12 protein-coding genes are annotated in these 16,320 nt (G+C 66.4%); 4 read left to right on the forward strand and 8 right to left on the reverse strand.

From position 1 onward, the window contains the following. The first annotated feature begins 6 nt into the window (after positions 1–6). On the forward strand, positions 7–1,650 hold the full coding sequence (locus tag G7079_RS00640; protein WP_166054577.1) for an NAD(P)/FAD-dependent oxidoreductase: 1,644 nt from the start codon (positions 7–9) through the stop codon (positions 1,648–1,650). A gap of 9 nt (positions 1,651–1,659) precedes the next feature. Here the strand turns inward: G7079_RS00640 and G7079_RS00645 are convergent, their stop codons facing one another. Beyond that, positions 1,660–2,937 carry an acetyl-CoA C-acetyltransferase gene (locus G7079_RS00645; RefSeq protein WP_166054579.1) on the reverse strand — a complete coding sequence of 426 codons (1,278 nt, stop codon included), beginning with the start codon at positions 2,935–2,937 and terminating at the stop codon, positions 1,660–1,662. An 81-nt stretch (positions 2,938–3,018) separates the two neighbouring features. Between G7079_RS00645 and G7079_RS00650 the strand changes: the two genes are divergently transcribed. Further along, complete coding sequence (locus G7079_RS00650) at positions 3,019–3,885, forward strand: hypothetical protein (protein WP_166054581.1); 867 nt, start codon at positions 3,019–3,021, stop codon at positions 3,883–3,885. Positions 3,886–3,963: 78 nt separating this feature from the next. Here the strand turns inward: G7079_RS00650 and G7079_RS00655 are convergent, their stop codons facing one another. Continuing rightward, a complete protein-coding gene (locus G7079_RS00655; protein ID WP_166054583.1) occupies positions 3,964–7,275 on the reverse strand; it encodes a hypothetical protein in 3,312 nt (1,103 codons plus the stop codon). Between the two features lie 152 nt (positions 7,276–7,427). Between G7079_RS00655 and G7079_RS00660 the strand changes: the two genes are divergently transcribed. Next, positions 7,428–7,985, forward strand: a complete 558-nt coding sequence (locus G7079_RS00660; RefSeq protein ID WP_166054586.1) for an ECF-type sigma factor — start codon at positions 7,428–7,430, stop codon at positions 7,983–7,985. Further along, positions 7,982–10,834, forward strand: coding sequence for a serine/threonine-protein kinase (locus tag G7079_RS00665; RefSeq protein ID WP_166054588.1), 2,853 nt, complete (start codon positions 7,982–7,984; stop codon positions 10,832–10,834). The genes G7079_RS00660 and G7079_RS00665 overlap by 4 nt, the downstream gene beginning before the upstream one ends. Positions 10,835–10,855: 21 nt before the next feature. Here the strand turns inward: G7079_RS00665 and G7079_RS00670 are convergent, their stop codons facing one another. From G7079_RS00670 to G7079_RS00695, 6 genes are all read right to left on the reverse strand, one after another. Further along, positions 10,856–11,932 (reverse strand): DUF6683 family protein, encoded by a 1,077-nt coding sequence (locus tag G7079_RS00670; RefSeq protein ID WP_166054590.1) that lies wholly within the window; start codon positions 11,930–11,932, stop codon positions 10,856–10,858. 56 nt (positions 11,933–11,988) lie between these two features. After that, entirely contained in the window at positions 11,989–12,540 is a 552-nt protein-coding gene (locus G7079_RS00675) for a hypothetical protein (RefSeq protein ID WP_166054592.1), read from the reverse strand. Next, positions 12,537–13,109, reverse strand: a complete 573-nt coding sequence (locus tag G7079_RS00680; RefSeq protein ID WP_166054594.1) for a hypothetical protein — start codon at positions 13,107–13,109, stop codon at positions 12,537–12,539. The genes G7079_RS00675 and G7079_RS00680 overlap by 4 nt, the downstream gene beginning before the upstream one ends. Before the next feature lie 123 nt (positions 13,110–13,232). Continuing rightward, on the reverse strand, positions 13,233–13,796 hold the full coding sequence (locus tag G7079_RS00685) for a superoxide dismutase family protein (RefSeq protein WP_166054596.1): 564 nt from the start codon (positions 13,794–13,796) through the stop codon (positions 13,233–13,235). A 74-nt stretch (positions 13,797–13,870) separates the two neighbouring features. After that, positions 13,871–15,280, reverse strand: a complete 1,410-nt coding sequence (gene ntrC, locus G7079_RS00690; protein WP_166054598.1) for a nitrogen regulation protein NR(I) — start codon at positions 15,278–15,280, stop codon at positions 13,871–13,873. Further along, positions 15,273–16,313 (reverse strand): ATP-binding protein, encoded by a 1,041-nt coding sequence (locus G7079_RS00695; RefSeq protein WP_166054600.1) that lies wholly within the window; start codon positions 16,311–16,313, stop codon positions 15,273–15,275. The genes ntrC and G7079_RS00695 overlap by 8 nt, the downstream gene beginning before the upstream one ends. Positions 16,314–16,320 lie beyond the last annotated feature (7 nt).

Raw genomic sequence — 16,320 nt, forward strand, 5'->3', positions numbered from 1 at the left:
CCGCCCATGCTCCGCATTACCGAACTCAAGTTGCCGCTGGATCATGACGAGGCGGCACTCGCCGCGGCGATCGTCGCGCGGCTGGGCATCGCCGCCGACGAGCTGACCGGCTTCACCGTCGCCAAGCGCAGCTACGATGCGCGCAAGCGTGGCGCGATCGTGCTGATCTATTCGATCGACGTGGACACCCCGCGCGAGGCGGAACTGCTGCAACGCCTGCAGCAGGAACCGGGTACGCCGGGCAGCAAGGTATTGCCAACCCCGGACACCGCCTACAAGTTCGTCGCCAAGGCGCCGGCGCAACTGCTGCTGCGCCCGCTGGTGATCGGCATGGGGCCGTGCGGCTTGTTCGCAGGTTTGGTGCTGGCGCAGATGGGCTTCAAGCCGATCATCCTGGAGCGCGGCAAGGCGGTGCGCGAGCGCACGGTGGACACCTTCGGCCTGTGGCGGAAAAAGGTGCTGGATCCGGAATCCAACGTGCAGTTCGGCGAAGGCGGCGCGGGCACGTTTTCCGACGGCAAGCTGTACAGCCAGATCAGCGACAAGCTGCACCACGGGCGCAAGGTGCTGGAGGAATTCGTGGCCGCCGGTGCGCCGGAGGAAATCCTCTACGTCAGCAAGCCGCACATCGGCACGTTCCGCCTGGTGTCGATGGTGGAACACATGCGCGCCACGATCGAATCCCTCGGCGGCGAGATCCGCTTCGGCCAGCGCGTCGACGATGTGCTCATCGACGTCGATGCAGACGGTGTTCGCCACCTGCGCGGGGTCACGCTTGCCAGCGGCGAACAACTGCGCGCCGACCACGTGGTGCTGGCGCTCGGCCACAGCGCACGCGACACCTTCGCGATGCTGCATGCACGCGGCGTGTTCGTCGAAGCCAAGCCCTTCTCGCTCGGTTTCCGCATCGAACATCCGCAATCGCTGATCGACCAGGCCCGTTTCGGTCCGCAGGCCGGCCATGCCCTGCTGGGTGCGGCCGATTACAAACTGGTGCACCACGCCAGCAACGGGCGTTCGGTGTACAGCTTCTGCATGTGCCCAGGCGGCACCGTGGTCGCCGCCACCAGCGAACCCGGTCGCGTGGTCACCAACGGCATGAGCCAGTACTCGCGCAACGAACGCAATGCCAACGCCGGCATCGTGGTCGGGATCACGCCGGAAGACTTCGCGCCGTATGGCGAGGGGCCGCTGGCGGGCATCGCCCTGCAGCGGCACTGGGAATCAAAGGCCTTCACGCTGGGCGGCGGCGATTACCTGGCGCCGGCGCAACTGGTGGGCGACTTCATCCGCAATCGCGCGTCCACCGACTTCGGCGCGGTGCAGCCTTCGTACACGCCAGGCGTGACGCTGGGCTCGCTGGACGAAGCGCTGCCGCGCTATGCCATCGACGCCATCCGCGAAGCCCTGCCCGCATTTGGCCGGCAGATCCGCGGCTTCGACATGGACGATGCCGTGCTGACCGGCGTGGAAACGCGTACCTCATCGCCATTGCGCATCACCCGTGGCGAGGACGGCCACAGCCGCAACACGCGCGGCCTGTTCCCGGCCGGCGAAGGCGCGGGTTACGCCGGCGGCATCCTCTCGGCCGGCGTGGACGGGATCAAGGCCGCCGAGGCGGTGGCGCGCAGCATCGTCAACAGCGGTTGATACCGCGCCTCAGCGTTCGAGTATCGCCACCACGCCCATGCCACCGGCGGTGCAGATCGACACCAGGCAACGGCCACCGCCGCGTTCCTTCAGCTCCTTGGCCGCGGTGGCGACGATGCGCGCACCGGTCGCCGCGAACGGATGGCCGGCCGCCAGCGACGAGCCATTCGGGTTGATCTTGGCCGGATCGATCTTGCCCAGCGGGGCATCCAGGCCGAGGCGATTCTTGCAGTAGGCCTCGTCTTCCCACGCCCGCAGCGTGCACAGCACCTGCGCGGCGAAGGCTTCGTGGATTTCGTAGATGTCGAAATCCTGCAGGGTCAGGTTGTTGCGCTTGAGCATCTCCGCCACGGCCACGGTCGGCGCCATGAGCAGGCCTTCGCCGTGCACGAAATCCACCGCCGCCACTTGCGCATCGCGCAGGTAGCACAACACTTCATGGCCATGCTCGGCGGCCCACTCGTCGGTCGACAACAGGCAGGCGCTGGCGCCATCGGTCAGCGGCGTCGAGTTGCCTGCCGTCAGGGTGCCGTTGCCGGAGGTCTTGTCGAACGCAGGCTTCAGCGTCGCCAGCTTTTCCAGCGAGCTGTCCGCGCGCAGGATGTTGTCGCGGGAGACGCCGCGGAACGGCACCACCAAATCATCGAAGAAACCGCGCTCGTAGGCCGCGGCCAGTTTGTGGTGAGAGGCGACCGCCAGCTGATCCTGCGAATCCCGCGAAATGTGCCACTCCTTGGCCATGTCCTCGGTGTGCTGGCCCATCGACTTGCCGGTGCGCGGCTCGGCCACGCCGGGGAAATCCGGCTTCAACTCGGAGAACTTGAAGCCCTTGAACGCGGCCAGTTTCTGCTTGGTCGTCTTCGCCGCCGCGGCCTGCAGCAGGCGGCGGCGCAGGGCCTGGCCGTACACGATCGGCACGTCGGAGGTGGTGTCCGAACCGCCGCCGATGCCGGATTCGATCTGACCGGTGCCGATCTTGCCGGCGATATGCACGATGGTGTCGAGCGAAGTGCCGCAAGCGCGCTGCAGGGTGATGCCCGGCGTCAGCGGCGACAGCCCGGAGGACAGCGCGGCTTCGCGGCCCAGGTTCCAGTCCGACGAATGCTTGATCACCGCACCCATCGCCACTTCGCCAAGTTGCTGGCCATGCAGGCCGAACTTCTCGACCAAGGCACCCAGCGTGCGCACCGACATGCCCAGGTTGCCGACATCGGCATAGGCGGTGTTCTGCCGGCAGAACGGGATGCGGACACCGCCAAGGATGGCGACAGGACGACCGTACAGCATCAGGCACCTCGGGCTTCGCCCGCGGTGGCGGGCATAATGGTTGAGTGTAACGCCGCAATATCGAGCGGGAACTCAGGATCGATGATCGACGCAAACCAACCGGTGTTCCGTGGAGTCGTGGCGCTGGAATTGCGCGACGGCACGCCGCCGCGGCATGCCGCGCTCAATGCGGATGCCGCCGGCGAACTGACCGCATTGCTCGGCCGCGACCTGGCCGCGCTGGTGCCCGCCGTGCGCGACTGCGACCTGGCGCTGATTGCGGCGCATTTCGATCCAGCCGAAGCCCTGCGTCCGGGCTGGCCCCTGCATCGACGCGTCATCGAATTGCTGCAACGTGCGCCAGGGCAGGCGCAAGGTGTACGCATGGTCGGCTTCGGCGCCGATGCACAGGGCGAGGTGCCGATGCCGCTACAGGCGGATGCGAACCTCGCTGGCGGCGGCCTGCGCGTGTTGCCGTTCGTGCTGCGAGGCGACGCGGCGAAGGCGGGTGGCGAACAGCTGGAGGACCTCCTGCTGGATCGCGGCATGGCTGCGGCCGATACCGCGCTGGCGCTGCAGGACGGCCTAGGCGCATCGATCGAACACGCGCGCTTCCTCAGCCTGCACGACCTGGCCGCGATGATGGCGCTGCAGTACCAGAACGTCGGCCTGGAACCGTTGTGGAGCTTGCTTGAAACAGCGCTGCTGGAACCGGAGGCCGAAGCCTGGCTGGATGCCGGCCCGGAGCCGCTGGCGCGCTACGGCGATGGCGAAGTGCGCATCGCCCTGATGGATCCGGGCGCATGGCGCAAGCGCTACGCCACCGATGAAACCGACAACGCGCGGTTGGAGCGCGGCTTCGAACTGTTCCAGGCGCGCCAGCGTCAGTTCGCCGCCGTGCTGGAGGCGCACGCCATCCCGGTGCAGTTCGTGCATTGCGCGAATGGCAGCGCCGACTGCCTGCGCTAGCGCCTGGCTTGATCCACGCGAACACGAAAACGGCGCGGGCAACCGCGCCGTTTCGTATCTCACCTCGTGCGCAACGAATTACAGGTCGAAGCCGAAACCACCGCCGACCGAGGATTCGCCACTGCTGAAGCTCGCGCCCAGCGAGAACGAACCGCGATCGCCCAAGCGCTTGCCGTAACCGATCGACACCGCGCCCTGGCTACCCTGGCTACCGACACCGATCGCGATGCGGCCCTTCGCCGAATTGCCGTTCGCTGCATTCACCGCCATGTGGGTCATCGCCGAACCCATCGCGCCGATCTGGTCGATGCGCTTGTCGGTCTGCGCGAAGCGCACGTCCGTCTGCTGCTGGAACTGGGTGAGGAAACTGTCGTTCCACGCGGCGAACTTGCTGTCGGTGTATGCCTTCGATGTGGCGAGCGTCTGCGCGTCGCCGGCCTGCATCTGTCGCACATTCACCGCATCGGTGGCCTCGGTGCCGTCGGCAACGTGGATCACCTGATGTTCCGCGCCTGCCGCGCCTACCGACACCGCGTAGTCGCGATCGGCCACGGCTTGGTATCCGATGGCGGTGCTGCCCACGTTCAATGCCTGCGAACCGTAGCCGATGGCGCTGCTCTGGTCGCCACTGGCGGTGTTGTGATAGCCCACGGCACTACTTTGTGCGCCACTGGCGGTATTGCCGTCGCCAATGGCGCTGCCGTTGCCGCCAGTCACCGTGTTGTAGCGACCCACTGCGATACCGCCACCGGCACTGACGGTGTTGTCGTCACCAAAGGCCATGCTGGACAGGCCGATGGCTTCGTTGTTGATGCCGAACGCATGCGCGAACGTCCCGCTGGCGATGTTGGCCACCCCATAGGCACCGCTCCAATCGCCGCTGGCCGTATTTCCAACCCCCACCGCAGCCGCACCGTCGCCCGACGCCCCGTCATTGTTGTAGTTGGCGGCACTGCTATCCGTGGAATTCACACTGAAAAAATGCGAGGAAACGTTCGTGCCATCTGCGCCTGCCGGACCTGCCGGACCTGCCGGACCTGCCGGACCCTGCGTGCCACCGCCTGCGTTGTTGCTCATCCAGCCGTCGATGGCCGCGAACGCCGCGCCCACGTTGTTGTAACTGATGCCCTGGATGGTGAACGTCGGCGCGGTGAACGCGCCACCAGTGAAGCTGGCGCCACCACCGAACCAGTTCACCAGCATGCCCAGCTGGCCAACGTTCACCGCATCGGTGTCGTTGATGCCGGCGGCGACGTGGATCAGGCGGGCGTTGAGGTCGCTGCCGAACATATCGCCATAAACCGGATCCGTGTCGCCCGCCGAATGACCAAACGACACCACGCCTGATTCGTTCGCAACCGCCTGATAACCCAGCGCCGTGCTCTTATCCCCGTACGCGGCGCTACCGTAACCGAATGCACTGCTGTAATCGCCACTGGCAGCAGTAACGCTGCCGACTGCGCTGCTGAAGTAGCCGCTGGCAATGCTGGAGTAACCGATGGCGCTGCTGCCGTCGTCACTGGCGGTGTTCCAGCCACCGATGGCGCTGGCACCAGAACCATCTGCGACATTGCCGATGCCGTAGGCGCTGCTTTCCTCACCACTGGCAGTGTTGCCCACGCCCACCGCGCTGGCATTGATCCCCGTTGCGCCATCGTTGTTGTAATTGCCGGCAGTGGTATCGGTGGAATTGACGCTGTAGAAATGCAGCGGCGCGCCACCGCCGCTGACCCCAGAAATGGCCGCGTTCAACTGCCCCAGGTTCACCGCGTCGGTCAATGCCGTGCCGGCGGCGACATGGGTCAGGCGGGCATTCAGCTCGCTGCCGTAGGCGCTGCCGGAAATATCCAGGTCCGTCGCCGAATGGCCGAACGACACCGTGCCCGCTTCGCCGGCAACCGCCCGATAGCCCAGCGCGGTACTGCCCAAGGCCAACGCCTGCGACTGATAGCCGAAGGCGCTGGCGTAATCATCCAATGCACGGCTGTAGGAACCGAATGCGTTGCAATACCCTTCGCAACTCGCCTCGTTGCCCGCGCCTACCGCGGCGGCGTATAAGCCGAACGTGGTATTGCCGTATCCGAAGGCGCTGTTGTACCTGCCAATGGCGGTATTGCCTACGCCGATCGCAGTGGCGTAGTCACCCTTTGCCCACACGTTGGCGCCCAGTGCGATCGCGCTGTCGCCGGTGGCGATCGCGCCCACGCTGTAGGCGTCGTTGATTCCGTCGCCGTCGGTGTCCACGTCGAACACGGGCGAGCCTTCGGTGATGAAAAAGGCCGACAGCGCCAGGCTACCGCGACCGGTGGCCGTGCCATGCGAGCCGAACACGCTGCTGTCGGCGCCCTTGGCGCTATTCGCCACACCCACCACTACGCTGCGGTCGCCCTGCGCCAGCACGGCACCACCGATCGCCACCGAATACCGGCCTGCCGCGCGTGCCACCTCGGTGCTTCCCCAGCACTCGCCAAGCAGCGGGTCGCAGTTTGGATCCAGGCCACCTATCGCGATATCCCAATCCAGGACGCCATTCCCGTTAAGGTCATACAAGCTCGACAGCGTCAGGCTGCCTACGCCCGCGGCCAGGCCGCCGAGACCGATTGAGGTGCTGTACCGCGATTCCGCGGTGCTGTGGAGGCCGAAGGCGGTACTCCAGTCAGACATGGCATTACTCACCACACCAAATGCGCTGGCGTTGATGCCGCCGGCATTGTTGCCGTTGCCCACCGCCGTGCTGTAGTCGCCGAAAGCGGTGCTGTCGCGCCCCATCACGACGCTGAACCCGCCAAATGCCTTGACGCCAACGCCGAAGGCCGCGCTCTTTTCGCCGCTGGCGGCTGCATTCACACCAACCGCGGTAGCGTAGTCCGCGGTGGCATTCGCGCCCGCGCCGAGCGCAACGGCCGATTTCCCGGTCGCGCGCGACGTTTCATCAACAGTGAAAAGGCCATCGAAATTCTTGTCGTACCACCCGGAAAACACCATGCTGCCCAGCCCGGACGCGATGCCCATGTGGCCAAACGCGCTGCTCCTCAGCGCAGTGGCCTGGTTGGACATGCCGAAGGCAGCGGCCCACTGGCCACTGGCGAAATTGCCATTCCCGAACGCCGCGCTTTCAAAGCCAGTCGCCACGTTGTAGTTACCAAATGCAATGGACCAGGTGCCGCTCGCATTGTTCGATTGGCCGTAGGCACTGGAGCCGACCGAACAGGTACTGTTGTCCTGCCCGTGCTCGTTGCCCTGATTGGTGGTGGCGCCGGTCGGGGTGCCTGTCGTGTCGATGCACGCCGGGTCCGCGGCCCATGCCGGCATCGACAACACCCCCAGCAGCGCCAGACTCAGGACGGACAGGGCCGGCATGCGCCGGCGGCGATTGGCTTGCTTGTTCATTGCTCCCCACCTCGTAATGGCACCGGCGGAATGCCGGCCTTGATGGGGTATGCGCAATCCGGGCCCGGATCCGTTCACGTGCGGCCCGGATTGCGCCCGGCCGCGCCTGTGCGACACTTCCAACAGGCCCAATCCATGCCGAGCGACGCACGGTGGAACCCGCGCCCCCGACCGAAGTGACCCGCCTGCTGGCGCGTGCGCGCGCCGGCGACGCGCAGGCGATGGGCGCCGCCTATTCCGCCGTGTACGACGAACTCAAGCGTGCCGCGCGCCTGCAGCTGCGGCGCATGCACGACAATTTCGAGACCACCGCGCTGGTGCACGAGGCCTACCTCAAGCTGGGTGGCGCGCAGCTGGCGGCGCAGGATCGCAACCACCTGCTGGCGCTGTCGGCGCGGGCGATGCGCCAGGTGCTGGTGGACGACGCGCGCGCGCGCAAGGCGGACAAGCGCGGCGGTGGGCAGGACGCATTGACCCTGGGCGCGGCCGACGCCGCCGGCGATGTGGCCGCGGTCGAAGTCCTGAAGCTGGACGAGCTGCTGGAATCTCTGCATCGGCTCGACGAGCGCGCCGCGCAGATCGTCGAGTTGCGTTATTTCGGCGGCTATACCGAAGTGGAAACCGCGCAGATGCTCGACATCAGCGAAAGCACCCTGCGCCGCGACTGGCGGCGCGCACGGGCGTTCTTGATGAAGGAAACCGCGGCATGAACGAAACGGCGATGGAACGCCAGAAGCGCGTGATGGCGATCTTCGATGCCGTGATCGAGCTTGATGGCGACACCCGCGAACAACGTCTGCACGAACTGTGCGGCGACGATGCCGATTTGCTGGCTGACGTGCGCGTCCTGCTGGCGGCGGACGCGCGTACCGGCGAGCCTTTCGGCGGCAACGCCAGCGCCTGGGGCGAGGCGCTTGCCGGCGACGCCGCGCAGGACGCGATGGTGGGTCGCACCATAGGCGCGTGGACGATCATCGGCGTCATTGGCCGTGGCGGCATGGGCGCGGTGTACGCGGTCGAACGCGGCGATGGCGCCTATGTTCAACACGCCGCGCTCAAGCTGATCCGCGCCAGTGCGGATACGCCTGCCGCGCGTGAACGTTTCCTGCGCGAGCGGCAAATCCTTGCAGGCTTGCAGCACCCGAACATCGCCACCCTGCTGGATGGCGGCTTCAGTGCCGACGGCGAGCCGTACTTCGTGATGGAACGCATCGACGGTGTGCCGATCGACCGCTGGTGCGACACGCGCACGCTCAGCCTACGCGAGCGCATCGTGCTGTTCCTGCAGGTACTGGACGCAGTGCGCTATGCGCATCGCAACCTGGTGGTGCATCGCGACCTGAAGCCGTCCAACCTGCTGGTCGATGCGGACGGACGGGTGAAGCTGCTCGACTTCGGCATCGCCAAGCAACTGCAAGGCGGCGACGTCACCGCCACCCACGACCGCGCGCTGACCTTCGAATACGCCAGCCCGGAGCAACTGCACGACGCGCCGATCACCACCGCCACCGACCTCTGGCAACTGGGCGTGATCCTGCATCGGCTGCTGTCCGGCGCGCATCCGTTCGGTCTGACCCGCGACACGCCGGTCGCAAGCCAACTGCAGCAACTCGAGCGCGAACCGGAACCGCTGACGCGCGCCGCCGCACAGGCCACGCCGGAGCTGGCCGCACAGCGCGGCGGGATGAGTCCCGCATCACTGGCGCATGCATTGCGCGGGAATCTTGCGGCCATCGTGCAGGCCTGCCTGCGCCGCGATCCGGAACAACGCTACGCCTCTGCCGATGCGCTGGCCAACGACCTCAAGGCCTGGCTGGACGATCGCCCGATCGCTGCGGTGCCGCTGTCGCGCGGCGAGCGGGCGAAGTTGTGGCTGCGGCGCAATCGGTTGCTGGCGGCGTCCATCGGTGCTGTCGTGATTGCCTTGATCGCAGGTACCGGCGTTGCCCTGTGGCAGGCGAACGAGGCTCGGCGGGAAAGCGCGCGTAGCCGTGAGTCACTGCAGTTCCTCTCGGACACCCTTGCTGCCGCATCGCCCGAACAGGCGATGAGCAAGGAGGTCAGCGTGCGCCAATTGCTGGATAGCGCGCGCAGCGAGCTGGATAAACGCAATGCGGGCGCGGAGGTGAAACAGCCGGTTCAACGGATGCTCGGGCATTTGTACCAGTCGCTCGGAGAATTGAAGATCGCGGCCGCCTTGTTCGACGCCGGCTTGAAGAATGCAGAACCGAAAGACCGGGGCGAAGCGCTGGCGCTCACTGCCGACATGGACAACTACGCCGGCATCCTCGGCGAGATGGAACGCTGCAAGGAAAGCCTTGCGCTTGCCGAGCGCGTGCAGGCGATGCGGCAACGCTTTTCACCGGGTGACGAGGCGCAGCGCATGCGCTCGCTAAAGACACTGGGTTCGGCCCACAGCTGCCTGCGCGATTACAAGCGCGCGGAACGCGATTGGAACGACGCACTGGGCATTGCCGATTCGCTGCGATCGCCACCGACCGCGGAAATCGTCGGCATCTACGACGCGCTATGGCTGATGCTGGACATGCAGGGCCAATACGACCAGGCCCTGGCACTGACCGACAAGGGCCTGGCCTTCGTCGACCGGGCGGGACAGAAAGCGGACACGCCCCTGCGCGTCGGGCTGTTGCGCAGCAAGGCGACATCGCTGTACAGGCTGGGCAAGCCGAACGACGCCCTCTCCTTCATGCAACAAGCCATTGCCTTGCAGCGCGCCAGCGTCGGGGAAAAGGGCTCGAACACCGCCATCCTCTACAACGACCTGACCTTGATCCTCAATGGCCTGGGCCGTTATCGCGAAGCCGCCGATGCGGCGCTTCACGCACAGCGATTGGGCGAAGAGGCCGGCATGGGGCCTGCCGAAGCCGCCATCCAGCTGTCGAACCTCGCCGATGCGCTCGAAAACGCCGGCGACTACCCGCAAGCCGTGCAACGCAAGGAACAGGCGCTGGCCATGCTGGACAAGGCCGGAGCCGGCAGCGACGACCCGACGCGCAGGAAGATCGAAGTCATGCTCGCCCGCGCATTGGGCTTCGCAGGTCGCTTCGACGAGGCATCGAAGCGCATGACCCGCGCGCGCGAAGCCGCGCGCAAGCTGGATGGCGAAGATTCCATGCAATATGCCTATGCAACATGGCAGATGGCGGTGCTGGAAAAGAACATGGGCGATGCGACCGCCGGCCTGCCGATCCTGGAAGAAGCCGCGCGGCGATGGACGAAGCTGGTTCCGCCGGAGCACACGGTGTTCACCCAGGTACATCGCGTCCGCGTGCACTTTGCATTGATGCAAGGCGACCTGGCGCTGGCCGAGCGCGAACAGCGCGCCGCGCTGGCCCGCTTCCAGGTCACGCAGGGGGCGCCTGCGAGCCTAGCCGTCGCCCAGGCGGAAATGGCCGACATCCTCGCCGCACAGGGCAGGCATGACGATGCGCGCAAACTACTGCTGCAAGCGTTGCCCGTCCTGCGGGAATCCGTTCTGCCCCAGGAACTCAACCGCTCCGCTGCCGAAGCATTGGCGAAGCAGCTCGGCCTGCACTGACCGCGCTGCGTCTTTCGCACCTCAGCCCGAACGCCGCCCGCAACGGAAATCCCCGCTCTTGATGCTTTCGCCCGCCCGCGGGTTGGTCTGGTCGTCCTTGCGGAACACGATGGCATCGCCCCTGCGCGCGCCACGCCAGCCGGCGTAGGCGCCGCCGCGGAAACTGACCACATCGGCACTGGCCTGGATCGTGCCGCCGCCGGACTGCGCCGAGTAATTGCCGCCTTTGATCGTGAACCACATCCCGGTGGGTCGGTACTGGGTGACGTAACTCACGCCATCGAACTGCAGCGCGGCGACCTGGCAGTCGTAACGGCCATCGAGTCCGGCGCCACCGCCAGGCGCAGTCGAGCGCGCGGCGGGCGCAGCGGCCACTGGAGTGCCCACGCCGCCGGTGCCCAGCATCCCGGTCAGTTCGTGCATCTCCATGTTGAACAGCTTTCTGCCGAAACCTGCCGCCATCACCTTGGCCTGCTCGACCTGCCCGGCGTTGTTGTTCTGCTTGCCGTCCACATAGAACACCAGCGGCAGGCCTGCGCTTGCCAGCAGGACGTTGTACAGCGCGGTCTTCTCCGCGTTCGAGGCGCGCGCGATCTCCGACTGCGCCAGGGTCGCATTGAGCGAATCGAACAACCTGTTTTCCGCATCCGCGCTCGGCTGCTCATCCGTGCCCACGATGTACGACGCGACGATGAAGAACGTCATCGCCCCGGCGATGGTGTTGTCCCATCGCCCTTTGTACTTCTGTGCGAACAGTTCCTTGCCGGCACCTGCCAGTTGCAGGATCTGCTGGCGCTCCTCCGGCGTATTGCCGAGGCTGTCCGCGAAGTTCTTCACCGAGTCGTCGCCGGCGACCGGGGTGAAGCGAGTCGCCGTTGGCGAGGCCGGTTTCGATTGTGTGGAGGACGATGCGTACTTGGCGCATTCGGCGGGCACTTTCTCGCCCTTCCGCTTCCAATCCTCGCACATGTTCCGCAGGGTCATGTCGCCGTTGATGCGGTTGAAGATCATCCGATTGTTGTCCCGCATCATCTCGTAGGACGACCGTTGTGCGTACGCCACGGGGGCAATCAGCAACAAGGCGAATGCGGCGACCATGCTTGCGGATGCAGGCAGCGACTTGCGCGTCGCTGGCCGACTTTGATTGCGTGTGTTCATTGCGTGCAGGCCTCGGTCGGCGTCAGGGTGAAATGCTCGGCGCCGGCGGTGTCGCGCGACTGGCTGCCGGCGGTGGTGGTGCCACCGCCCTCGGTGGTCATGGTGCCGGGTTTGGCCGGGCCATCCGGGAATTCGATGTGATAGCGCCCGCCGGCCTTCCAGCTCAAACCAGGAATGTTCGGCGTGCGAACGAACTTCCAGGTGCCGTCCACGCCGCCGCTGAACTCCACACCGAACAGCTTGCCGTCCAGCACGAATGTTTCACTGATATCGCAGACCACTTGGTCGATGGGATCACCGCTGCCGCCGACGAAACGGTAGGCGAGGGGTGCGACTGCCGTTGCCATGCCGCCGCAGCGCGGCAGCGTGTCTTCTTCATCGGGGTGCGGGTCGTTGTTGCATGTGCGTTCGTCTTTCTGCACGACGGCGGCCATTGCCGGCGAGGTCGCAGGCTTGGCATCGTCCTGACCACCCTTCGGCGAACACGCGGCCAGTGCCAGCAATACCAGCGCGATCGCGCAGGGCGCACGAGTCGCATGCCGGCTCATGGTGCGGCCCCGCAGGCTGCGATTGGGGTCAGCTTGAAACGGATGTTGATGCCATTGCAGCCTGCGACCCCACCGGCACCGGCGCAATTCCGCGAGGCGGCGGTCTGGATCGTGCCGCCGCTTTCACCCACGTCCACGGTGTAGCCGCCGCCGCCGCTGACGCGCGCGCCCATCATGTTGCCCTGGTAAGTGAACGACCCGGCCCCGGCGGAGGCTGGGGTGAACGTGTAGTAGTCCTTGATGCCGCAGCCGGACAGCTTGAACGGCTTTTCCAGAGTGCAGGCATCACCTTCGATCACGCATTGGCCACCCTCGGAGGCGATGTGGAAAGCGCGCGGTGGCGGCGGTACGGCAGCCACGCCAACGCATCGCGGCAGCTTGCCTTCTTCGCCGGGCTGCGGGTCATCGCTGCATTTGCGCTCTTCCTGCGGCGCAACGGCGACGGTCGCTGGCGCTGGCGCAGATATGGCGTCTGGCGCAGGCACGGCGGACTGCTCGTCGGGTTTCGGCGAACAGGCTGCCAGCACCAGCAGGGCGAGCGGCAGGCAGCGGCGGAACGAGGGGTGCATGGCGGGTTTCCGGTGGGCCGTTACTTTCCTTAGCGGAAAACGGCCGCGAAACCAGTCACGCCATCGCGACGAGACGGAAACCTGGACGTCGGACACGGCCCGCCATGCGAGTCCCGACCCGGCTCAGCGCACGATGCGGATCACCCCGCAGGCCACACGCGCACCCGCATTGCCGGTCGGCTGCGAGGTGTAATCGTCCGCCGCCGCATGCACGATCACCGCGCGGCCGGCGATATCGTTGGGCGCGCCGCCGCCAAGGGTCACACCGCTGACATGCGCATCAATGTGCGCCACGCCTTTGGCATCGGCAACGATGTTGTCGGTGTCGCCGGCATGGTGCGCGCCGTGCCCGGCGCGGCCGTGCGCCTGTGCAGCGGGATTGAAGTGACCGCCAGCGCTCGTGGCATCGGCCGCGCTGCAATCGCCCTTTTCATGGATATGGAAGCCACGGATATCACCCGGCTTCAGTCCGCCGACTTCGCCGGTGATGTGCACGCCATCGCCCATCGGCACCAGCATCAGCTTGCCGCTGACCAGCGAGCCGGAAGCAGACGCGAGGTTGACCTCGGCTTTCTGCGCGGTGCTCGCCGCGGGCTTGGCTTTCGGCGTCGATGGCGTACTGGCGCAGGCGGCGAGCAGTGAACAGGCGATCGCGAAGGTCAGGCCACGTGCGGATATATGGGTCATCTCGGTACTCCTTGCTGATGCGTTGCTTGCGTTCGACCACCACGATTGACGCAGGTTCAACCCCGATGCGGCCATCAACGGCGCTTGCGCGACGGGCCCAGCTTGCGGGTCACCGTATTGCGACCCAGTCCAAGCTTGTGCGCAGCATCGCCGCGGTGGCCTTCGCTGTGATCCAGCGCGGCCTGCAGCAACACCTGGTCGAAATCGCGTTTGGCGGCTGCGTGCAGGTCTTCGACACCGGCATCGAGCTGCGCGCGCGCCCACGTCGCCAGCGCTTGCTGCCATTGCGCGGCATCGCCACTCGCACCGCGCGACGCGGGCATCGCGCCATCGAGGTCGGCGATGCCGATGGTCGCGCCCGGCGCCAGCGCGGCCAATCGCCAACACAGGTTTTCCAGTTCGCGCACATTGCCCGGCCAGTCGTGCGCGCGCAGGCGCTCCAGCGCGGCATTCGACACTTTCTTCGCCGGCAGCTGCAGGCGTTGTGCGGCATTGGCCAGGAAGCGCGCGGCCAGTTGCGGGATATCCTCGCGGCGTTCGCGCAACGGTGGCAATGGTAGGCGCACGACATCAAGACGATGCAGCAGATCGGCGCGGAAGCGGCCTTCTTCGACCAGCGATTCGAGGGGTTGGTGGGTCGCGGCGATCACTCGCACATCAACGCGAATCAGCTCGCGCCCACCCACGCGGAAGAATTCGCCTTCGGCCAGCACGCGCAACAAACGGGTTTGCAACGAGGCCGGCATGTCGCCGATTTCGTCCAGGAACAACGTGCCGCCATCAGCCTGTTCGAAGCGGCCGATATGGCGCTTGTTCGCACCAGTGAAGGCGCCGGCTTCGTGACCGAACAACTCGGATTCCAGCAACTCTGCCGGAATGGCCGCAGTATTGAGCGCGACGAAGGGGCGCGATGCACGCGGCGATTCGCGATGCAGCGCACGCGCCACCAGTTCCTTGCCGGTACCGGTTTCGCCGGTAATCAGCACCGATAGCGGCGCCTGCGCCAGCCGGCCGATGGCGCGGAACAGCGCGCGCATCGCCGGCGCATCGCCGACCAATGCCGAAGCTTCGCCATCGACGCTTGCATCTACTGCCAGCATGTTGCGCGATTCGCGTTGCGGCAACGCACGCCGCACCAGCGCCACCGCCTCGTCGAGGTCGAATGGTTTGGACAGGAATTCATGCGCGCCGCCGCGGAATGCACCGGCGGTGCTGGCCACGTCGGTATGCGCGGACATCACGATCACCGGCAGGTCGGGCTGCGCGGATTTCAACTTGTCGAGCAATTGCAGGCCGCTGTCGCCGGGCATGCGCACGTCGGTAACCACGAGTGCCGGCGCGCCTTCGCGCTGCAGTGTGTCCAGCGCTTCGGCGGCGGCGGCGAAGGCGGTGACTTCGAAGCCGGCATCGCGCAATGCGGTCGCCAGCACGAAGCGCACCGCGCGATCATCGTCCACCACCCAGATGCGTGCAGGCTCAGCCATCGTTGGTCTCCGCTTCGTACTGCATTGGCAACAGCAGCGTGAACACGGTGTGGCCCGGGCGCGAGCGATAGGCCAGCGAGCCGCGATGTTCGCGCGCGACCTGCTGCGCCAGCGGTAACCCCAGCCCGGTGCCATCGGCGCGGCCGCTCACCAGCGGCAGGAACACCTGCTCGGCCAACTCCGGCGGAATGCCGCGACCGTCGTCGATGATCTCCAGCCGCAGCGCCAACGCGTGCACCGCATCGAATATACGCACGCCATGTTCGGCACGCGTGCGCAGCTGCACCGTGCCCGCACCGGCATCGATGGCATTGCGCACCAGGTTCCACAGCGCTTGGGTCAGGCGATCCGCATCGCCCAGCAGTTCCGGCAGCGATGGGTCGTAATCGCGCACCAGTCGCGTGGCCCAGCCGGCGTCGCTTTCGGCCAGGCGCAGCACGCGTTCCAGCACTGCATGGATGTTGACCGGCTCGAACGGGCGCGGCGGCGCCGGCGATAGCAGGCGATCGACCAAGGCGGCCAGTCGCTCCACTTCGGATTCGATCAAACCGGTGAGTTCGCGTCCATCGCTATCGGCACGCCGCGCCAACAGCTGCGCCGCACCCTTGATCCCGGCCAACGGATTGCGCAATTCGTGGGCCAGGCCCTTCAACGAAGCGCTCAGCGCGGAGGGCAGCAACTGCGCCGGATCCTCGCCGGGGAATTCGTCGACCGCATGCGCTTCCAGCCAGTAACCGCCGGCATCGCGCGGGGTCAGCCACAGATCGGCGAAGCGCAGTTCATCGCTGCCGGGGAAGGCCAACGCGACCCGACGCAGCCGCAAAGGCGTGTCGATGGCTTGCTGCAGCGCGCGAACCAAGGATTGCGTTTCGCGCTCCAGCGCCGCCGCCGGCGTGCGGGGCAGGCGGCGCAAGCCAACACCCAGCCAGCGTGCGGCAGCCAGGTTGGCGGCGACCACCGTCCCCGCCGCGTCCAGCCGTAGCAACGGCGTGACCAGTTCGTCGAGGGCGTCGGATGGGGTGTCGAGGGGCATTGCACTA

Source organism: Thermomonas sp. HDW16 (assembly GCF_011302915.1).
GTDB lineage: Bacteria > Pseudomonadota > Gammaproteobacteria > Xanthomonadales > Xanthomonadaceae > Thermomonas.